This is a genomic window from Rhizobium sp. BK661 (genome assembly GCF_024808825.1).
GTDB lineage: Bacteria > Pseudomonadota > Alphaproteobacteria > Rhizobiales > Rhizobiaceae > Rhizobium.
In genome coordinates this window covers 75,121-95,884 of sequence record NZ_JANTYT010000012.1, presented here as the reverse complement: position 1 = coordinate 95,884, position 20,764 = coordinate 75,121, and the positions used below count along the sequence as shown (strand labels likewise).

Here is a 20,764-nt window from a genome sequence, read left to right as displayed (position 1 = left end):
CAGGCCTTTTCCAGGGCGTCTTGGCATGCCATACAGCCTTGGGAAACGAGTCCGAACCTAACGAAAGACAGGAAAGCATGGGGCAGGATCACATCCGTTACGACATTCTGGCACAGGACGCACTGCGTGGCGTCATCCGCAAGGTATTGTCCGAAGTTGCCGCGACGGGCCGCCTGCCAGGCGAGCATCATTTCTTCATCACCTTCCTTACCGGCGCGCCCGGTGTTCGCATCTCGCAACACCTGAAGGCGAAATATCCGGAACAGATGACCATCGTCATCCAGCACCAGTTCTGGGAACTGAAGATCACGGAGACGACGTTCGAGATCGGCCTTTCCTTCTCTGATGTTCCGGAAAAGCTCTTCATTCCATTCAATGCGATTCGCGGCTTCTACGATCCCTCGGTGAACTTCGAGCTCGAATTCGACGTGCCTCTCGCCGACAGCGACGAGCTTCCCGCCGCAGAGATTACCGCTTATCCGGTGGCATCCGAGAAGTCGGAGGAAACACCCGCCGCCAAAGCCGACGGCGAGGAAAAGAAGCCCGGTTCGGTCGTCTCGCTCGACGCCTTCCGAAAGAAGCAGTAAAACCGAGGGAAGCAACTGCTTCCCTTTTTCAATTCCGATCGAGGCCAGCCGTGACCGCCGAAGTCGTCAATCTCCGTCAGTTCAAAAAGAAGCAGGCCCGCGCCAACAAGGAAAAGCAGGCCGAGCAAAACCGTATTTCCTTCGGCCGTACCAAGGTTGAGAAGCAGCTCACCAAGGCGCTCAACGAGAAGGCCGAACGCTCGCATCAGCAGGGCCACATCGAGAAATCCGACGACGACAAATGAGTATCCAGGAAAGTAAAAAAGATTCCTGGATCAATCGCTTGAACGGCCGTCCGGATTCAGGACATCACCCGCTTGAATCGAATTACGAAGCCTTGCGATGATCCGCAAGCACTCGGCCACGCTACACGGACATCGCACCAGCTTCTCGTTGGAAGACGAATTCTGGGCCGAACTGAACATGATCGCCAAGGCGCGTGCCATTCCGCTCGCAGCCTTGATCTCTGACATTGACGATCAGCGTCAGCCCGAGAGCAACCTATCATCTGCGCTACGTGTCTATGTGCTGCACTGGCTGAAAGCTGAGGGTGCCGTTAGATAGCACGTGGCAACACCTGCGGTGATCTTCCTCGATGTGGCCGCCGCTACTACTGCGGCATCTGCACACCGGGCAGCCCCGGTACGGTTCCGAAATTGAGCGAGTTCTCTGGGGGAACGGAAAGCTGCTCCTGTGCACGTCGCGCAGCATCTGCGGCAGCCTTTTCCTCCGCCGCCTTCGCGCGCGCCGCTGCGTCCGCTTTCGCCTTTGCCTCGGCCTCCGCCTTTGCTTTCGCTTCGGCAGCTTGCCTCTCACGCTCTGCCTGGGCGGCGGCTAGGTCTCTCAAACGCTGCTCCTCGGCCTGCCGCTGCGCCTCGAAGGCCGCGGCCTTCTGGCGTTCCAGATCATTGAACTTGTAGAGAGCAACTTCGCGGCGCAGTCGCTGCTTTTCCAGCACGTTCGACTGCAAGCGCTCGACACGCCGGCGTTCACGCTCGAAGGCACGCAAGGACAGGAAGCCGGTGATATCGGTGACGTCCATGGTTCGGCCAGGCGACGCGAGCAGCCCCGAAAAGTCCAGGCGGATCGCAGGTTCGGCACCTGGAAGCACCTCACTGCCTGGATTGAGCGCAATATTGAGTGATGCGTTGATACGCTCTTGCGGCAGGTCGATCTGGCCGTTGCCAACCACCTTCGCCTGATCGGTCGTCACGCTGACGTTCTGAAAGCGCAGCACACCATCTGTAACGTTGAACGGGATGGCAGTCGGCGGCAGCTTCGCTTCGCCGTTGTTGAGCAAGGTCTCGACGATCGGATGAACCTTGCCGGCATTCAGCTGATCCTGCATCGGATCGGTGGCTGCCAGCAATGGCGCCAGCATCCCAAGATTGAGCCCGCGAACGCTCGTTTCACCGAGCCGAAGCTCCCCGGAGCCGTTCAGCGAACCGGCGATATCCTTCATGGATTTGCCGGACGCTTCCATGGAGAGCCCCAGTCCGAACTTGCCGCTGGCCACGGGCGCGCCGTCGCGCGGCCACACCACAGCGGCAAGGTCCGCATTCGCCAGCGCCAGCTTCGTCTGGAAGAAGCCCGTCCCATTGGCATTGGTAAAGAGGAGACTGCCGTCGAGGCTGCCGCCGTCCCAGCCTCCCTTGATGTTGTTCAATTGTAGTTCGTCGCCCCTGTACGCCACATCGGATGTGAAATCCGAAATCGCGCCCGACCAGCCTGGCCAGAATTGCTTGGCGGAGAGCTTGAGGCTGACGTCCATGTCCTTGAAGACGGGCAAGCCGAGCCCCCCCGCTGACAGGTTGCCGGTCGCCGCATCCGTCATTGGCCCGTAGATGGCTTCTCCGAGCCAGGCGGCATCAGCCTTTGAAAGCGCCAATTCGCCAGTTGCCGTCGTCGTCTCGGCCTTGCGGTCTAGGGTCAGCGCGCCGCTGAACTCATTGTCGGCGGCATGGCCGGCAACGTCAGCAAGGGCAATCTTGTCGCCGTCGATCGTCGCGTTTGTCGTCAACTTGAACGGCAGGCCCGTACCCATTTGCGGGACAGCGATGCCGTTCATGACAAGGTACGGATCAAGGTCCGCGCTCTCCAGCGAAACCGCAAGCTGCCCGTTCATGAAGGTTTGCGGCCGGACGTCGACCTTGCCGCCGGCGGTAAACGAGGTGCGGTCGGTGGCAAACGTCAGCTGCGCGTCTGCAGGCTCTGTTCCCTCGGCTTGCACCTTGAGGGTCATACGCCCGTTGGCGTCGGCTTCAACCGGCAGCGGATCAAGGCCGGCCTGCCCGAACAGGATGGAGGTGACGCTGTTCTCGAGCGTCGCCTCAAGGCTCGTGGTGCCCTTGCCTGTCAGAGCCAGAAGGTCCGACATTCGGTAGTCGAGATTGACGCGGCTCCCGTTGCTCACGCCGGCCAATGTCAGGGTCAGGCCATCGCCCTCGTCCCCGCCAAGCGTCAGGGCACCACGCAAAGCAGTATTCGTGTACCAGGCGGCATTGCGCACGAGCCTATCCATGACGGGATGCTGCGGCAGGTGTTGCTTGAGCATGGTGAAGAAGGAGCCCGGATCGGCTGATTTGAAGGTGATTTCCCCCGAGCCTTTGTAATCGAGCAGCGATCCCTCGGCGCGACCGGTCGCAGTCACCTCGGCGCCCGCCAGATTCTTGACCGAAAGCTTCTCGACCGCCAAGGCGCCATCGGCAATTGTAAAGCTTGTCTCGACATCGGCCGCTTCGACGCCGAAGGCCGTGAATTTGTCGGCCTTCAGCTGCGCAGCGATCTTGTGATCAAGCACATTGTCGCCCGCGTCCTGACCGGTAAGCAATCCTGTCAGCGCACGCAGCGCATCCAGATCGAGCGCGTCGCCGGCAAGCGCGACATCCAGCGTCGGCGTCTGATTGGCCGCAGCCTGGCGATCCAGCCTGCCCTTGAGCGTCGCCTGCCCGACGGCAATCTCCAGGTTGTCGAACGTCTGGCGGTCGTGGGTGAGGCTGACATCGGCGGAAAAACCCGCTTGCCTCAGCTGTCGGATCGCCGGATCCACGGAACCGGCGAGCCAGGCCGCAAGACCGGTGGGCTGATTGGACGCCACTGTCATCTGCCCCACGAAGGACGCCTGCCCCTGCAGATTGAGCTTGCCTTGGCCTTCGACCTGTGTGCGACCGGGAAGCGTGCCGACCGCATTGTCGATCGTCCAGCCGCTGCCAGCGGGTTGGACATCGAGCTGAATGTCGCGGATCGTCGTGTCGCCCGCAACGATGGCCGGCAAGCGAACGCTCGCCTTCCCTGGCACCTGCGGTACCGGCACCTGTGAAACTATCTGGATCAGCGCGTTCAATCGCTGTCGAGCCGAGAGGCCGGCATCGCGGGTCGTCTTGCCGTTCGCGCCCTGATTACCGATGCGATTGACATCGATCTGCTGGCCGTTTGCGATCAGCAGGAATTGCGGCTTGCTTCCCGTATCGAGCGTCGCCTCGCCGGTGACGACATAGGGATCGTCTGCCGCCCCAACCTCCAGCCGATATTCCGGTATCCGAACGCTCTCGTTGGTAAGCTCGAACTTCCCTTTCAGGCGTGGAGGCAGATCGCCCTTGGCGGTCTTCTTGCCATCCCGGTTCTCAATCGAAGCCGACACCGTTCCCTGATAGTTCGGCCGGCGATCGACGAGCTTCAGTTCTCCGTCGAGATCGACCGTCACCGGCTGCTTGTCGGGCTGCAACTGCGTACGCATCCGCAGGATTCCGTTCTCGTCCGGCTGATTGCTGGCGATCGTGAAGTTGCCGTGCGCGCCATCAAGCGCCGCATCACCTTCGATCCGCCATGGACCGGCAAGCGACTTGGCCGACATTTCGGCATTCAGGCCGGTAACGTGCCGCGAGCGCCCCGACTGGTCGTCGATGAATTGAACATCGCCGCCGCTGACATGGACGTTCTCAAGAACAACCGTCCTGGCCGGAATTTCAGGCTGGCTGCCGCGTGTCCAGTCGAGCGTGCCGTCCTTCAACAGCCTCAGCTTTACCTTCGGGTTGACCACGCGCATGTCGAAGATCAACGCCTCGCCGGAGAGGAACGGCGCGAGTTCGGCATCCATCGAAAACTGCTCGACCTGCACGAGGGGCGACCCGTCGAGTTCCTGCGCGACGCGCACGTCATGCAGTGTCACCGATGGAAACGGCAGAAGGCGCGCATCCACCGCACCGTGCACGACGACTTTCTTGCCTATGATCCGGCTTGCTTGATCCTCGAAATTCTTTCGGAAGTCCGTCCAGTCGATAAACAACGGCGCCAGCAGCGCCACGAACAGCGCTACGACAATCACTCCGCCCAAAAAGACGAGGAACCGGCCTACCAACTCAACAATTCTCCATTTGGGAATCCATCGCGGACACTAGAGCATCATACCGAAAGCTGTGAAGCCGCTTTCCGGCAACATCGTGCTCTATTTACTTGATTCCGAGATGAATTCTCCTCATGCCCGGTTATTTCCCTCTCGGTCGGTCTCGCCTGGTAGACAAGCGCAACAGAGTGTTCGTTTTCAGGCAATATGGAATATCTTTCCGGGATTGAAGATATCGTCCGGATCGAGCGCTTTCTTGACCTGCCGCATGAGATCGACCGTGCCGCCAAGCTCCTCTTCGAGGAACGCCATCTTGCCTTGGCCGATGCCGTGTTCGCCGGTGCACGTGCCGTCCATCGCCAAAGCGCGGGCATTGAGCCTGCCGACAAAGGTCTCAGCGACAGCAATACCTTCGTCGGTCTTGTCGTCGAACAACAGGAGCACATGGAAATTCCCATCGCCGGCATGTCCGACGATCATCGCCAACAGGCCATGTTCCTCTATATCGGCCTGCGTCTCGCCGATGCAATCGGCAAGACGGGAAATCGGCACGCAGACATCCGTCGAGAGCGCAGCCATTTCCGGCGCCAGCGCACGCGATGCCCAATACGCATCGTGCCTTGCCTTCCAGAGCTTGCTGCGTTCCTCGGCGTTAACGGTCCACGAAAACGCGCCACCCCCGCATTCGGAGGCGATCTCGGCAAACTGTTCCGATTGCAGAGCAACGGTCTCATCCGTACCATGAAACTCGAGGAAGAGCGTCGGCTTCTCCTCGTAGTTCAGCTTCGAATAGGCATTGCAGGCGCGAATTTGCAGCGCATCCAAAAGTTCGATGCGGGCGACGGGAATACCCATCTGGATGGTCATGATCACGGCGTCGCAGGCGGCTCGAATGGTCGGAAAGGCACAAACGCCACCGCCGATCTTCTGCGGGATGCCCTGCAGCCTCAGCGTCACGGACGTCAACATGCCAAGCGTGCCTTCAGCTCCGACGAACAGCCGGGTCATGTCGTAGCCGGCGGACGACTTGCGTGCGCGTCGCGCAGTGCGGATTTCCTCGCCATTTGCTGTCACCGCCGTGACCGCGAGCACATTGTCCTTCATCGTGCCGTAACGCACGGCATTCGTTCCGGAGGCCCGCGTGGAGGTCATGCCACCGATCGAAGCATTTGCTCCGGGATCGATCGGAAAGAACAGACCGGTATCACGGAGATAAGTGTTCAATTCCTCACGCGTCACACCGGGCTCGACGGTGCAGTCAAGATCCTCAGCATTGACTTCAAGAATCCGATTCATTCGGCTGAAATCGATCGATATACCGCCATTCGGCGCATTGACCTGCCCTTCCAGCGACGAGCCGGTGCCGAAGCCAATGACCGGTACCTTATGCTCGGCGCAAATCTTGACTGCAGCCTTCACATCGTCGGCACTCTCTGCAAAAAGCACGCCGTCTGGCAGCTGAGCCGGGATGTAGGTAGTGGTATGCGCGTGCTGTGCACGGAACGCCTCGCCGGTCTGGAAGCGCTCACCAAAGCTCTGTTTCAGAATACCAAGAGCGGCGGCGATGCCTGCCTCGTTGCGTGTTCCGGATTTTGCATCCTTGAGCGCCATCTCTTTGATCTCCTTCACCTTCACACCCGGAGGCAGGTTGGTATGAGACAAGAGATGGCGCCTGTCTAGTGCATGATCGGGTAGAACCGTCCCCTATCGTGCGCCCTTAGACCAACGGCGGGTTGAGCCGCGCAAAAGCTTCCTGCCTGCGGTATGGAAAGTGGGGATAAGGCGCGGTAACTTCACTCGCGTTATCGAGCTTTTCAACCTGCTCCTTCGACAATGACCACCCGACAGCTCCGAGATTCTGCCGCAGCTGCTCCTCGTTGCGCGCGCCGATGATGACACTGGAAACGGTTGGGCGGCCGATAAGCCAATTGAGGGCGATCTGCGGGACAGTCTTGCCCGTCTCTTCGGAAACCTCGAACAATGCATCGACGATATCGTAGAGCTTCTCGTCATCGACCGGCGGCCCGTATTCTGCCGTCTGGTGCAGCCGACTGCCCTCCGGCAACGGCTGACCGCGCCTGATCTTGCCGGTGAGACGGCCCCAGGCAAGCGGGCTCCAGACCAATGCGCCGACGCCCTGATCGGCGGCGAGCGGCATCAGTTCCCATTCGTAGTCACGACCCGCCAGCGAATAATAGACCTGATGTGCAACATAGCGCGGATAGCCATGCTGCTCGGCAATCCCGAGCGACTTCATCAACTGCCATCCCGCGAAATTCGAGACGCCGACATAGCGGATTTTCCCTGCAGCAATCAGCCCGTCCAGCGTTGCGAGTACCTCTTCGATGGGTGTCGAAGCATCGAATGCATGGAGTTGCAGCAGGTCGATGTAGTCCGTGCCGAGGCGCTTCAACGCCTCGTCCGTGGAACGTATGAGTCGCGAGCGCGACGTTCCCCAATCCGCCGGTCCATCGCCCATCGGCAATGCGATCTTGGTTGAGATCAGTACAGCGTCGCGCCGACCAGCGATCGCCTGGCCAAGGACCTCTTCGGAGGCACCGGCCGAATAGACGTCGGCCGTATCGAAAAGGTTGACGCCCGCTTCCAACAAAATGTCGACCAAGCGTCGGGCTTCGGCTGCGTCGGTATTTCCCCATGCGCCGAAGAGCGGGCCTGAGCCTCCGAATGTTCCCGCGCCGAAGCTCAAAACCGGCACCCTGAGGCCTGATGCACCGAGATTTCTGTATTCCATGATCGGTCTCCTGTGTGGACTTCAGAAGAGATAGACACTGAATCTACCGTGATATAGATTGCCGGAAGGAAAACTATCCGTGAATTGAAGTCATCATGAGCAGGCAAGACATCAATCGCTCCGGCGAAATGGAAGTCTTCGTGCGCGCCGTCGAACTCGGCGGCTTCACGGCCGCGGCGCGTGCCTGCCGAATGACTCCGTCTGCAGTAAGCAAGCTCATAGCACGCCTTGAGGCACGCCTTGGTGCTCGCCTCGTCAACCGTTCGACCCGCAAGTTGCATCTGACGCCTGAAGGATCCGCCTTTTACGATCGCAGCGTTTCCATCCTTGCTGATATCGCAGAGGCGGAACGCTACGCATCATCAGGTGAACAGGCCACGGGGCCTATACGCATCAACACCAGCGCCTCCTTCGGCCATCATATCCTTGCGCCGCTGGTTTCCGAATTTCTGGCGCTTAATCCCGCCGTCACACTCGACGTCTCGCACACAGACGCCATCGTCGATCTCGTCGAGGATCGCGCCGATGTCGCGATCCGCGCCGGACCGTTGAAGAGCTCCAGCCTCATTGCGCGCAAGCTCGGCTTCACCCGCAACGTCATCGTGGCATCGCCGGACTACCTGAAGCGCGAAGGCGAGCCGAAGACCATTACCGACCTGACGCACCATCGCCGCGTTGGCTTCTCCTACGCGCGCAGCGTTCGGGGCTGGCCGTTACTCGATGGCGGCGAGACCATTGCGCTGCCGATTACGCCAGGCGTCCAGGTAGGCGACGGCGAAGCGATGCGATATATGGCGCTGTCAGGTGCTGGCCTTGTTCGCCTCGCCACCTTCACCGTTCGCGCCGATATCGAGGCCGGCCGGCTGGTCGCGGTTCTCGAGGACATCAATCCCGGCGACATAGAAGAATTCTACGCCGTCTATGTTGGCCAGGGCGGCCCACTGCCGGCGCGCGTCCGAGCGCTTCTCGACTTCCTCGCGGAGCGCGTCAGCCTCTGACATCGCGTCTGCAGAATTTCGCAATTGACCCCTTCACCGGCCGGCGCCTATATCGGCACATATCCTTCGGCCTCCTCGGCCGGCCTCTTTTGCCAGCCAGTGCTGCTCCCCTGTTTCGCTCGATCGCGGTTCCAGCATTGGCAAGACATGCATGGGAATCATGCCGTTGCACGACGCCAGCCGCTTCTTTCAATACGCCAGCCTGCCGCGGTGGATCCTCCTGCTCAGCGTCTCCACCGTGCTTGTAGTCGGGCTCGAATTGCTCGGGCTGCCGGCCTCGCTCCTGATCGGCCCCATGGTGGCGGCGATTGTCCTTGCCTTATCCATCGGTCAGGGATCGCTCAAGGTCCCGCGCTGGCCCCTCCTCTTCGGGCAGGCGCTCGTCGGCTTTCTGATGGCGCGCGCCATCACCGTTGACATCCTCAAGACCATGGCCACTGACGCGCCACTCTTTCTCGCGATGATCCTCTCCGTCATCGCTGCCGCAGCCGGTCTTGGCTGGTTGCTGACGCGCTGGCAGGTTCTACCCGGAACGACGGCGGTCTGGGGCTCTTCGCCGGGCGCAGCCTCCGCGATGGTGATCATGTCCGAAGCCTATGGTGCCGACGCCCGTCTCGTCGCGTTCATGCAATATCTCCGGGTGGTCTTCGTCGCTGTGGCGGCCTCGGTCGTCTCGCGCCTCTGGGTCGCCGCCGATGGTGGCGAACCGCCGCCGTTCATCCTCTTCCCACCGGTCGACTGGCAGGCGCTGGCTGCGACCATCGCACTCACCTGCCTGTCCGCCTACCTTGCGGTGCGTTTTCGCATTCAGGGCGGCACGATCACGGTGCCTCTGGTCCTTGGCGCCCTGCTTCAAGGCCTCGGTCTACTCAAGATCGAACTTCCGCTCTGGCTGCTGGCGATCAGTTATGCCCTGATAGGCTGGAACATCGGGCTTCGTTTCACCCGCGGGATCGTCATGCACGCCGCTCGCGCACTGCCGCGCGTCGCTGCCTCTATCCTGCTTTTGATGTCGATCTGTGGCTGCATGGCGTTTGCCTTGCACAAATTCGCAGGTGTCGATCCGCTCACAGCCTATCTGGCGACAAGCCCCGGCGGCGCCGATTCTGTGGCAATCATCGCAGCTTCGAGCGATGTCGACGTGCCCTTCGTCATGGCGATGCAAACCGCTCGGTTCCTGGTGATCCTGTTCACCGGCCCGATGCTGGCACGCTTCATCGCACGCCGCTCCGGCCTTGCGGAAAAGTCCGTCTAAGGCTCGCCCATTGGCCGGGTGTCATTCCATAGGCATTTTTGAAATGGCGGGTGAGATGGCTCTGGTCGGCAAAGCCGGTCGCCGCCGCAACATCAGACAGCCCGTCGCCTGCGCCGATCATCGCACGCGCCTGCTGCAGCCGCCGCATGAGCAGATAACGATGCGGGCTTGTTGCAAAAGCCGCCCTAAAGTGCCGGGAGAGAGAAAAGCGGTCGAGACCGGTGACAGTCTCAAGCTCGCCGGATCGCACGGCTTCCGTGGCATGCGCTTCGAGATAGTCGCGCGCCAATCTTGCGCGCTGCCACGCCACGCTGCCGAGCGGCCGTTGTGGAGCCTTCGCATGTTTTGCAAGTCCGCCCGCAACACGCGAAACGAAATCGTCGACGAACAACTCGTCGAGCTCGCGATCGAGCTCTGTAAGGGCTCCGAGCAGCGTACCTGCAAGAATCGGATCCCGGATGACAGGATCGTCAACGAAGGGAAGCCCGATCTTCTGCGCTCCAAGGCATTCGAGCAGTAGCGCCGGCTCAAGATAAAGCATGCGATACTGCAGCCCGTCGTCAGTACCAGCCCCACCGTCGTGCTCCTCATCTGGGTGGAGTACGAGCACCTGTCCCGGCATACTGAAGCGCCGCTGGCCACGATACGAAAACGTCTGCACGCCCTTCATCGTCACACCGAGAGCGTAGGTATCGTGGCGATGAGGCTCGAACGCCTTGCCGGAAAACTGCGCTTCCATCCGCTCGATTCCGGGAAAGGCCGGCGCAATCACGATCCCGTCTGCGCCGGGCTCGGTGCACAAACGTTCAAGACCCTCGAAGGCGTGACTGTTTACATCCTGGTCCAACGCGACTTTCGAACCCGTATGAAAGAGACTGGAATGTTTGATACCAAAATTGCGATCGTCCTGCGAAACAATCTTGCATCCTGGCAGAAGCTGAACGTCACTGCCTTTCTAATGAGCGGCATCGCCGGACAGCACCCCGAGATGATCGGCGAAGCCTACAAGGACCGCGCCGGCAATCTCTACAATCCACTTTCCATCCAGCCGATCATCGTCCTATCGGCCGAGGACGAGACGATGTCGGCGATCCATCGCCGCTCCCTGGAGCGCGGCGTAACCTCATCGCTGTTCATCGAAGAGATGTTTGCAACCGGCCACGACGTTGCCAACAGGGCCGTCTTTGCAGAATACGCACCTGACGATGCCAAGGTTGTCGGCATCGCCATCCGGGCGGAGAAGAAGATCGTCGACAAGATCACCAAGGGCGCGACGATGCATCAATAACGAAAACGGCCGGGCGTTGGCCCGGCCGTTTCTGTTGACTGCAGGCTGGATCAGCTCTGGGTGACAGGCGCGATCTGTATTTCGACGCGGCGGTTCTGAGCACGACCGGCTTCCGTCGCGTTGGAAGCGACCGGTTGCGACGGACCGAAGCCGACGGCCGAAACGCGGCGCGGATCGATGCCCTGCGTGCCGAGATAATCGGCAACCGACATCGCGCGGCGCTGCGACAGGTCCTGATTGTGCTGCAGGCTGCCGGTGGAATCGGTGTGGCCGTTCACATCGATCAGCGTGCGGTTGAACTTGCGCAGGACGATCGCCACAGAATTCAGCGTCGGATAGAAGCCAGACTTTACGGCATCCTGGTCGACATCGAACGTGATGTTGGACGGCATGTTGAGGATGATGTTGTCGCCGCGGCGGGTCACCGAGATTCCGGTTCCCTGAAGCTGGGCGCGCAGTTCCGATTCCTGCTGGTCCATATAGTTGCCGATCGCGCCACCTGCGAGCGCGCCTACGCCGGCGCCGATCAGCGCGGCATTGCGACGTCCTACCGGCGAGCCGCCGACTGCCAGGCCGGCAAGCGCGCCAACGCCGGCACCGAGCAGCGCGCCGCCCGACGTGTTCGACATCTTCTGTTCGCCCGTATAGGGGTCGGTCGTGGTGCAGGCGCTAAGGTAAGTTGCAGCAACAGCCAAAAGTATGAATTTCTTGATCATGGACAGGCGGATCTCCAGTTCGGTGTTGATGCGACCAGTATTAAGGATTGCGGCAACAAGATGAAACCGACGCTTTCAGACACTGGAAATTGGGCAAATTGCACAACTACTGCGGATCGCAAGCAACAGCGATGAGCCAAGTGCCCACGTCGCCCGTCGGAATCCGGGCGACGGTTGTATCGCAAGGCGACCCGTCAGAAGTTCTGGAAGAGCTGGCGAACCGTGTCATAGCTGGCGTTGGCGATGTTCAGCGACTGTAGGCCAAGCTGCTCTTGCGTTTGTAATGCACGCAGCCGGCTCGACTGCTCCTCCATGTCGGCATCGATCAGGCGACTGATACCGCGGGCGTATGAATCGTCCAACGACTGCGCGAAGTCGCTCTGGATGCTGATGCGCTTCTCGAGCGCGCCGAAGGCCGAACCCACTGTCGTCATCTGGTTCAGCATCATGTCGACGACGGTGATCATCTCTTTCACCTGCGCCTGCGTCGTGCTGCTCGAAACACCAATTTCGACCTGCCCGGCCGTATTCCCCGCGCCCTTCAACATCACGTAGTTTTGTGAGGCTCCCGCCTCGGTCGCGAAATACTGGGAGGTAAGAGCGCCATATTCACCGGAGCCCGTTGTCCGATCGTCGATCAGGTAGCGGGCATCCTTCGATGTCGTCGCCCCAACTGGGGCAAGATCGACCTCGTAGCTCAGCATGTCGACCTTCACCGTCCCGTCGGAATAGCGGATGAAGGAAGATGGGATCTCCCTTGGTTTGGAGGGATCAGCCGAATCGTCGATCGCAACCCAGTTATCACCGTTAAACTCGGCAGACTGCGCAACCGACCGCAGCTGATCCTTCAGGTGTGCGATGTCCGTGTTGATCTTGTCCTTGTCGACGCCGGACTCGGTCGCCGCCACCAACTTTGCCTTGATCTCGCTCACGAGATCGATCGCGTTGTCGACGGCGTTGTAGGCTGTGCCCATGGTGGCAGCCGCAAGACCGAGAGCGTCGCGAATGGCTGACTGGGCTTTCTGATCGGTTTTCAGCGTTGAACTGATCGCCCAATAGGCACCGTTGTCGGACGCCTTTTCCACTCTGAGGCCGGTGGACACCTGCCTCTGGGTCTTTGTCATATCACGACCAATGTCGCGCAATACATACAGCGCGGCATCCACCGAAGTGCGCCGATAAATGCTCAAGGTACTGTACTCCGAACACAACAATACACTGATACAAACAAACCGTACCGCGAACGATCATGTCCGGGAGCGCCTGAACGAGGCGCCAGGGTGATCCTCTCAAAACGCTGGAGGACCTATCGGCTTCTGTGGGAATGATTACCGCTCATGCTTAAAAAATATCTAAAATTGAGAGGAAATTCATCCAATTCTACAACTTTTTATAAGCTATAACTCGCAGGATTTTACCCGCTCAAGGCGCGCTTCGCTTACTCGGCCGCCTGAAGCCGTCCAGCCTTGGCGGCAGGGCGCGGACGAGAGGCGTGCGCCATTTCTTCGTGTAGCCGCTCCTCTTCGTGAGCATGCGGCTTCGCAAAGCGCGCGATGAGCAAGTAAGCCACCGGGGTAATGTACAGCGTCACCAGCGTCGCAAAACCGAGGCCGCCGACAATCACCCAGCCGAGGGCAATGCGCGCTTCCGCTCCGGCGCCATGCGCGAAGACCAGTGGTACACCGCCAAGGATCGTTGCGATCATGGTCATCATCACAGGTCGCAGCCGCAACGCACATGCCTTTTCGATCGCCGCACGCACCTCCTCGCCGCGATCCCGCAGCTGGTTCGCGAACTCAACGATGAGAATGCCGTTCTTCGCCATTACGCCGACGAGCAACACAAGGCCAATCTGGCTGTAGATGTTGAGGCTGGAGCCGGTGATAACAAGCGCGAACACGGCGCAGGCAAGCCCGAGCGGCACGGTTGACATGATGATGACGGACGACAACACGCTCTCGAACTGCGCGGCCAGAACCAGGAAAATAATGACGATGGCAAAGCCGAAGGTCAGCGCCATGCCACTCGAGTTTTCCTCAAGCGTTGCGGCCTCCGCGAGGGGCACAAGGCGAGCGCCGGCGGGCAGGATCGACTTGGAGATTTCAGTTGCCTCCTTGACCGCGTCTCCGAGGGAGAGGCCACCCCTCAGGCCCGCAGTGATCGCAACCGAAGCAAGTTGCTGTTCGCGATTCAGCTGCGGTGCGACCGAGCTTTCCGTCAGCGATGCAATCACCGACATCGGGACAATCTTGCCATCACCGGTCTTGAGGAACACATTCTCGAGATCCGTCGGGTCGTCGAGCGGCCGTGTGTTCGAGGTGAGCAGTACCGGGTAGGCTTCGCCCTTGACGAAGACGTCGACGACCGAGCGCCCCTCAAGCAGCGACTGCATGGCCGTCGAAAGGCCGGTGATGTCGATCCCAAGATCCGAGGCGCGCTCGCGGTCGATCGTCACAGACACCTGAGCCTGGGTCGGTTCGTTGGTCAATCTCGGCGTATCGTAATGCCCGGTCGCGTCCAGTGCATGGACCAATTGGGCGGCCGCGGCCGTCAGCGCCTCGTGATCGTTGCCAACAAGAGCCATCTGCAGGCCGTTGCCGGCGCCGCGAATGCGCAGGCTGTTCGACTGGATGGCGTTGCCACGGAGCGCCGGGACCCTCGCAGCCGTGCGATTGATGTCTGTCACGATCTCTGCCTGCGTACGTTGACGCTCGCCCCAAGGCGCCAATGTCAGCACCATGAAGCCGCTATTGACCTGTCCGCCCTGCCCGGAGATGGAAAAGATGTTGCTGATATCACCGCTGTCGACGAGCGGCTTAAGATACTCTTCGACCAGCTGCATCTTGTCGCGCGTGTATTCTAGACTGGAACCCTGGGGGGTCGTCAGGCGCATCATCACCAGCGCTCGGTCTTCATTCGGCGTCAGCTCACTGCGGACCGTCTGGAACGCGAGGACCGCCGCACCCGCGAAAATCAGGCAAGCGACGATGACGATCAGCGGGGCATTCAGGCAGGCATGCAGCGACCAACGGTAGGCATCGGCGAACCATGTGCCGAAACGTCCGAGAAGGCCGTGATCTTCGAGCATCTCCTTGGTCAATATCCGCGAGGCCAGCATTGGGCACAACGTCAAGGCGACGATCGACGAAAGGCCGACGGAGAAAGCGAGCACGAAACCGAATTCTCGGAACAGCCCACCCACCTGCCCCGGCAGGAAGGACAAGGGAATGAAGACCGCGGCAAGCGTTGCCGTCGTCGCGATGACGGCGAAGAATACCTCGCGCGTGCCAAGCACGGCAGCCGCCCTTGGCCCCATGCCTTCCGAGCGTCGACGCACGATGTTTTCGAGAACGACAATGGCGTCGTCGACGACGAGACCGGTTGCCAGCACGATCGCAAGCAGCGTCAGGATGTTGATCGAGAAGCCAACGAGATAGACAGCCGCCAGCGTTCCGATCAAAGCCACCGGCATACTGACCGCCGGAATGATCGTTGCTCGCCAATCTCTGAGGAAGAGATAGATAACAATGGTGACGATGACGGCAGCGAGAATGAGCGCCAGCACGACCTCATGAATCGCGCCCTGGATGAACACGGCATCATCGCTGGTGATGGCGATCCGCGTGCCCTCAGGCAGCGTCTTGGAGAGCTCGGCGACAGCATCCTTGATGCCGTTCGAGATGTTCAGAGTGTTTGATTGCGCCTGGCGAATGATGCCGAGACCGATGCCAGGGACGCCGTTCGAGCGCAGCGCCGTCTGCCCGTCGCGCGGCCCAAGTGTCACGTTCGCCACATCGCCGAGGCGAACGTGGTTCTGCAGGATGACGTTGGAGAAGTCTTCCGGCGTCTGCAGGCTTGCCATCGCACGCACGACGATCGTCTGCGTCGGGCTCTTGAGCGATCCTGCGGGCACGTCAAGAGCCGCGCTCGACAGCGCCTTCGTGAGATCCCCGACGGTCAGCCCTCGACTCGCGAGCTCGCTCTGGTTGACGTCGACGCGGAAAACCTTCTCCTGGTCGCCATAGGTTTCGACATCGGCCACGCCGTCGACCGAGGCAAGGCGATCGATGACCTGGTTTTCGACGAGAAGGGTCAGATCGTCCATGTTGAGTTTGGACGAGGTGACTGCGAGGCGCATGATCGGCTGGGAATCCGAATCCGCCTTGACGATCTGTGGCGCATCCGCCTCTTCGGGCAGGCGATCGGCGATGCGACCGATGGCATCGCGCACATCGTTTGCGGCAACCGCGAGATCGACGGAATCGGAGAATTCCAGCGTCACCCGGCTCTGGCCGAACTGCGAGCTGGAGGAAATCGACTTGAGGCCGCTGACGCGCGCGGCCGCCCCCTCGATCACCTTCGTCAGTTCCTGATCGATCGTCTGCGGCGAGGCACCGTCGAACGTGGTGCGAACGGTGACGACGGGCCGATCGACATCAGGCAGTTCGCGCACTTCGATCCCGGCATAGGCTGCAAGGCCGGCGACAATCATCAGGGCATTGAAAACCAGCGCAAGGATCGGGCGCCGGACGAACAGCGCCGTAAATGTCTGTTTGCCGGAAGCCGGCTTGTCCTGCATTTCAATCACGTTCATTGCGTGACGGGCTCCGAATTCGACGCGACTTCGCCGGCAACCCGCACCGCGCCGCCCTCACGGACGCGCTGCAGGCCCTCGGTAACGATGGCGTCGCCATCCTTCAGATCAGCCTTGACGAGAATGTAGTCTGGATTGCGCTGCACGATACTGACCCGCACTTTGCCGGACTTGCCATCGACGACCTGCCAAACAAATGCCCCTTGCGAGTCCCATTGGACTGAAAGCGGATCGACCGCCGGATATCGGTCGCCGCCGAATTTCATTCCGACATTGAAGGACATGCCCGCGCGCAACTCGTCGGAGGCGTTGTCGATCCGGGCCCGCACGCGCATCGTCCGACTTGCGGCGTCTATACGGTTGTCGATTGCTTCGACCACACCTGAAAAAACGCGTCCCGGTCGGGCGACCGACGTCGCCTCGACCGGCTGGCCGACTGTTATCGTGTTGGCGAAGCGTTCAGGCACCCAGTAGTCGACGAGGATTTCGGTCCGATCGTCGAGCGTCGCGACCGGTGTCGTCGTCGAAACGTTGTCGCCGATGTTGACCGGGATGATGCCGACAATGCCGTCGATCGGCGCAACGATGCTGCGGCGCTCAAGATTGAGTTCGGCTGCCTGCAACTGCAAGCGTGCACCCTGCTCCGCGATCTCGGCATCGAAGACATCCATGCGCGACACGCTGGATTTGATGTTGTGGTAGAGGCTGGATTTCTCGACAGCGCTCTTCAACGCGACATCAGCCTGGCCGCGAGCGATGACTTGCTCTTCGCTGTCCAGCTTTGCCAGAACCTGCCCTTTGGTGATCCTATCGCCCGACTTGATCAGAATCTCGCGGATCGTGCCGCTCGCCTGCGGCATGACCACCACAGAACGAATGGCATCTCCCGTCCCGATGGCGCTCAAGCGATCATTGACGACACCACGGACGACAGCTTGAGTGGCGACGAGAACCGGAGCATTGGCGCCGCCACCGCCACGCCGCCGTTGTCCCTCTCCGCCGGCGGCCGGTTGCGAACTAGCCTCGCTGGGCGCCAATTTTGAAACCTCTGAAAAACCGGCCTTACGCAGCGTCTCGCCGGCCCCAGGCACAAAGTAAACCCATCCGGCAAAGCCGGCCGCAATTACGACAACGCAAACTACAAACTGCTTCCAAAATGGCATTCACGTCTCCAGAGGGACTCGAGGCTAGTCCAGGGTCTATCGAAAGAGGCGTTCGCAGGACAAATTGCCGCGCGTCTGCGACAATATTGTCCCTTTGCTGACCACCGGCAAGCGAATTGGTCCCGCATTACTGAATTGTAATATCAAGACTGAGTTACTGTTGTGGCAACTCTCAACCCTCTGGACCGTGTTGTAGAATTTCGTTCTCAACGTCAAATGACGGTTTTGTTTCCTAACGTTTATTGACGATGCTTACGCGCAACCGCAGCTGTCTCTTGCCGCATATGCGGGCAGTTCCCGGAGCCGGCTTTCTCGAATGCCCGGCGTAAGCTGAGGAAAGCTGGCATCGAGGGGAATGAAAGCAGAACATCTTTTCTGGCCTTTCCATCCCGAATCACTACATTACGCGCCATGAGCAATAGTTTCGACGATATCCCCTTCTTCGATGAAGAGCCGGATGAGGCGCCGCGCAAGCAGCCGGCTCCTGCCGCTCCGGCCGCTGGAGGGCTCGCCGCCCGCGCCATGGCTGCGCGCGGTGGCGGCAAGCGTCCCGATTATCTTTCTGGCTTGAACCCTGAGCAAACCGAAGCCGTCGAAACGCTGGAAGGCCCCGTTCTCGTGCTTGCGGGCGCGGGTACCGGCAAGACGCGCGTTCTGACGACGCGCATCGCCCATATCCTCAACACCGGCCGCGCATTTCCCTCGCAGATTCTTGCCGTCACCTTCACCAACAAGGCTGCACGCGAGATGAAGGAGCGCATTGCCGTTCTCGTCGGCGGCGCGGTCGAGGGCATGCCTTGGCTCGGCACGTTCCATTCGATCGGCGTCAAGCTCCTGCGCCGCCATGCCGAACTCGTCGGACTTCGCTCCGATTTTACCATTCTCGACACCGACGATGTCGTGCGCCTGATCAAGCAGCTGATCCAGGCAGAAGGCCTGGATGACAAGCGCTGGCCTGCCAAGCAGTTCGCCGGCATGATCGATACTTGGAAGAACAAGGGCCTAGGACCGGGGGACATTCCGGAAGGCGACGCCCGCGCCTTCGCCAATGGCAAGGGCCGCGAACTCTACTTTGCCTACCAGCAGCGGCTGTCGACGCTGAACGCCTGCGACTTCGGCGACCTCCTGATGCATCCGATTGCGATCTTCCGGAAGAACCCGGATCTTCTCAAGGAATATCACGGCCGCTTCCGCTACATCCTGGTCGACGAGTATCAGGATACCAACACCGCCCAGTACATGTGGCTGCGGCTGCTTGCGCAACGTCCGAAGGGCGAACTTCAGAATGTCTGCTGTGTCGGTGATGATGACCAGTCGATCTACGGCTGGCGCGGCGCCGAAGTGGATAACATCCTGCGCTTCGAGAAGGATTTTCCGGGCGCCAAGGTCATCAAGCTCGAGCGCAACTATCGCTCGACGGCGCATATTCTCGGTGCCGCCGGTCACCTGATCGCCCACAACGAAGGCCGCCTCGGCAAGACGCTTTTTACCGACCGTAGAGATCCAGAGGACATCAAGGTGCAGGTGCACGCCTCGTGGGATTCCGAGGAAGAGGCCCGCGCCATCGGCGAGGAGATCGAGCAGCTTCAGCGTGGCGCCGCTACCGGCAAGCGGCATCTGCTGAACGACATGGCAATCCTGGTTCGCGCCTCGTTCCAGATGCGCGAATTCGAAGACCGCTTCGTCACGCTTGGCCTCAACTACCGCGTCATCGGCGGCCCTCGGTTCTACGAGCGCCTGGAAATCCGCGATGCGATGGCCTATTTCCGCCTCGTCGCCCAACCTGCCGACGACCTTGCCTTCGAACGCATCATCAACACCCCGAAGCGCGGCCTCGGCGATACGACCGTGCGCGCGCTTCACGATTATGCCCGGGCCCGCGACATTCCGATGCTGGCAGCCGCAGCCGACATGATCGAGACTGACGAACTGAAGCCGAAAGCGCGCAAAGCCCTCTTCGACGTCGTTCAATCATTCCGCCGTTGGCAGGAGATGCTCGAGAGCACGCCGCATACCGAGCTTGCCGAGCAGATCCTCGAAGAGTCGGGCTACACCGACATGTGGAAGAACGACAAGTCGGCCGATGCGCCGACCCGTCTCGAAAACCTCAAGGAACTCATCCGCTCGATGGAAAGCTTCGAGTCGATGCGCGGCTTCCTCGAGCACGTCGCGCTGGTGATGGACGCAGAGCAGAACGAAAACCTCGACGCCGTCTCGATCATGACGCTGCACTCCGCCAAAGGTTTGGAATTCGACACCGTCTTCCTGCCAGGTTGGGAGGAAGGCTTGTTCCCGCACCAGCGTTCGCTCGACGAAAGCGGCCGCGCCGGTCTCGAGGAGGAGCGCCGCCTTGCCTATGTCGGCATCACCCGCGCCAAGCACCGTTGCCACATCTGGTTTGTCTCCAACAGGCGCATCCACGGCCTCTGGCAATCGACCATACCGTCGCGATTCCTCGATGAATTGCCGGAAACGCATGTCGAGGTTGCGGAAACCGAACAGAGCTATGGTGGCTACGGTCGCGGCGGCGGCGGTTACGGCCAGTCGCGCTTCGACAAAGCTGATCCCTTCGCTAGTTCCTCTTATTCGACGCCCGGGTGGAAGCGTGCCCAGCAGAACAAGACGGACGCCACCCGCGACAACTGGGGCACACGCTCGGGCCACGCCGTCGAACGCATCGGTTACGGCGAAAGCGGCCCGCGAGGTCGCACCATCGATGGCGAACTGGTGGCGAAATCGACCGCCACGGAACCGTCGAAATTCAAGACCGGCGACCGCGTCTTCCACTTGAAATTCGGCAACGGCAACATCGTCGAGATCGAGGGCAACAAGCTGACGATCGAGTTCGACCGTGCCGGGCAGAAGCGGGTCTTGGATGGGTTTGTCGAACGGGTTTCGTAAAGCGAGGATTGTGCGTTTCGTAAAGCCTTGCTCTCTCCGGAATCCGGGCCTCACCCATTCGTGACTTCGTTTGCGGCGGCGCGTCCCGCATACTGCGCTCCCGCGCGCACTGATCGCGGGAGAGTAAGAGGACGCAGATGAAACGTTATTCGCTATCTCTGATCGCAG

15 protein-coding genes are annotated in these 20,764 nt (G+C 60.5%); 7 read left to right on the top strand and 8 right to left on the bottom strand.

All coding sequences use genetic code 11. From position 1 onward, the window contains the following. Window positions 1–77: 77 nt before the first annotated feature. The 3 genes from FHX16_RS21785 (at window position 78) to FHX16_RS21775 (ending at window position 1,151) form a co-directional block, all read left to right on the top strand. On the top strand, window positions 78–587 hold the full coding sequence (locus tag FHX16_RS21785) for an SspB family protein (RefSeq protein ID WP_016554469.1): 510 nt from the start codon (window positions 78–80) through the stop codon (window positions 585–587). A gap of 50 nt (window positions 588–637) precedes the next feature. Further along, window positions 638–832, top strand: coding sequence for a DUF4169 family protein (locus tag FHX16_RS21780; protein ID WP_183754649.1), 195 nt, complete (start codon window positions 638–640; stop codon window positions 830–832). Window positions 833–929: 97 nt separating this feature from the next. Continuing rightward, window positions 930–1,151, top strand: coding sequence for a ribbon-helix-helix domain-containing protein (locus FHX16_RS21775; RefSeq protein ID WP_183860855.1), 222 nt, complete (start codon window positions 930–932; stop codon window positions 1,149–1,151). Between the two features lie 46 nt (window positions 1,152–1,197). Here the strand turns inward: FHX16_RS21775 and FHX16_RS21770 are convergent, their stop codons facing one another. From FHX16_RS21770 to FHX16_RS21760, 3 genes are all read right to left on the bottom strand, one after another. Next, on the bottom strand, window positions 1,198–4,944 hold the full coding sequence (locus FHX16_RS21770; protein ID WP_259130329.1) for an AsmA-like C-terminal region-containing protein: 3,747 nt from the start codon (window positions 4,942–4,944) through the stop codon (window positions 1,198–1,200). Window positions 4,945–5,127: 183 nt separating this feature from the next. Then, window positions 5,128–6,540, bottom strand: coding sequence for an FAD-binding oxidoreductase (locus tag FHX16_RS21765; RefSeq protein WP_183861401.1), 1,413 nt, complete (start codon window positions 6,538–6,540; stop codon window positions 5,128–5,130). A 106-nt stretch (window positions 6,541–6,646) separates the two neighbouring features. Continuing rightward, the gene (locus FHX16_RS21760; protein ID WP_183860859.1) at window positions 6,647–7,681 is read right to left on the bottom strand and encodes an aldo/keto reductase; all 1,035 of its coding nucleotides are present in this window, start codon (window positions 7,679–7,681) and stop codon (window positions 6,647–6,649) included. 95 nt (window positions 7,682–7,776) lie between these two features. Here FHX16_RS21760 and FHX16_RS21755 point away from each other — a divergent pair, with 95 nt between their 5' ends. Beyond that, the gene (locus FHX16_RS21755; RefSeq protein ID WP_183860861.1) at window positions 7,777–8,679 is read left to right on the top strand and encodes a LysR family transcriptional regulator; all 903 of its coding nucleotides are present in this window, start codon (window positions 7,777–7,779) and stop codon (window positions 8,677–8,679) included. A gap of 160 nt (window positions 8,680–8,839) precedes the next feature. Next, the gene (locus FHX16_RS21750) at window positions 8,840–9,934 is read left to right on the top strand and encodes an AbrB family transcriptional regulator (protein WP_183861403.1); all 1,095 of its coding nucleotides are present in this window, start codon (window positions 8,840–8,842) and stop codon (window positions 9,932–9,934) included. Here FHX16_RS21750 and FHX16_RS21745 read toward each other — a convergent pair. Continuing rightward, window positions 9,894–10,781, bottom strand: a complete 888-nt coding sequence (locus tag FHX16_RS21745; protein WP_183860863.1) for an AraC family transcriptional regulator — start codon at window positions 10,779–10,781, stop codon at window positions 9,894–9,896. The genes FHX16_RS21750 and FHX16_RS21745 overlap by 41 nt on opposite strands. A gap of 33 nt (window positions 10,782–10,814) precedes the next feature. On the opposite strand from FHX16_RS21745, the gene FHX16_RS21740 reads away from it, so the two are divergent. Continuing rightward, window positions 10,815–11,222, top strand: a complete 408-nt coding sequence (locus tag FHX16_RS21740) for a DUF2000 family protein (RefSeq protein ID WP_016554479.1) — start codon at window positions 10,815–10,817, stop codon at window positions 11,220–11,222. A 50-nt stretch (window positions 11,223–11,272) separates the two neighbouring features. Here the strand turns inward: FHX16_RS21740 and FHX16_RS21735 are convergent, their stop codons facing one another. From FHX16_RS21735 to FHX16_RS21720, 4 genes are all read right to left on the bottom strand, one after another. Further along, complete coding sequence (locus FHX16_RS21735) at window positions 11,273–11,938, bottom strand: OmpA family protein (protein ID WP_183754638.1); 666 nt, start codon at window positions 11,936–11,938, stop codon at window positions 11,273–11,275. Window positions 11,939–12,132: 194 nt separating this feature from the next. After that, the gene (locus FHX16_RS21730) at window positions 12,133–13,128 is read right to left on the bottom strand and encodes a flagellin (protein WP_016554481.1); all 996 of its coding nucleotides are present in this window, start codon (window positions 13,126–13,128) and stop codon (window positions 12,133–12,135) included. 248 nt (window positions 13,129–13,376) lie between these two features. Further along, window positions 13,377–16,532, bottom strand: coding sequence for an efflux RND transporter permease subunit (locus FHX16_RS21725; RefSeq protein ID WP_183860864.1), 3,156 nt, complete (start codon window positions 16,530–16,532; stop codon window positions 13,377–13,379). After that, on the bottom strand, window positions 16,529–17,695 hold the full coding sequence (locus tag FHX16_RS21720) for an efflux RND transporter periplasmic adaptor subunit (RefSeq protein ID WP_183860866.1): 1,167 nt from the start codon (window positions 17,693–17,695) through the stop codon (window positions 16,529–16,531). Before FHX16_RS21720 ends, FHX16_RS21725 begins: the two co-directional genes overlap by 4 nt. Window positions 17,696–18,106: 411 nt before the next feature. On the opposite strand from FHX16_RS21720, the gene FHX16_RS21715 reads away from it, so the two are divergent. Next, complete coding sequence (locus tag FHX16_RS21715) at window positions 18,107–20,596, top strand: ATP-dependent helicase (RefSeq protein WP_183860868.1); 2,490 nt, start codon at window positions 18,107–18,109, stop codon at window positions 20,594–20,596. Window positions 20,597–20,764: the final 168 nt, after the last annotated feature.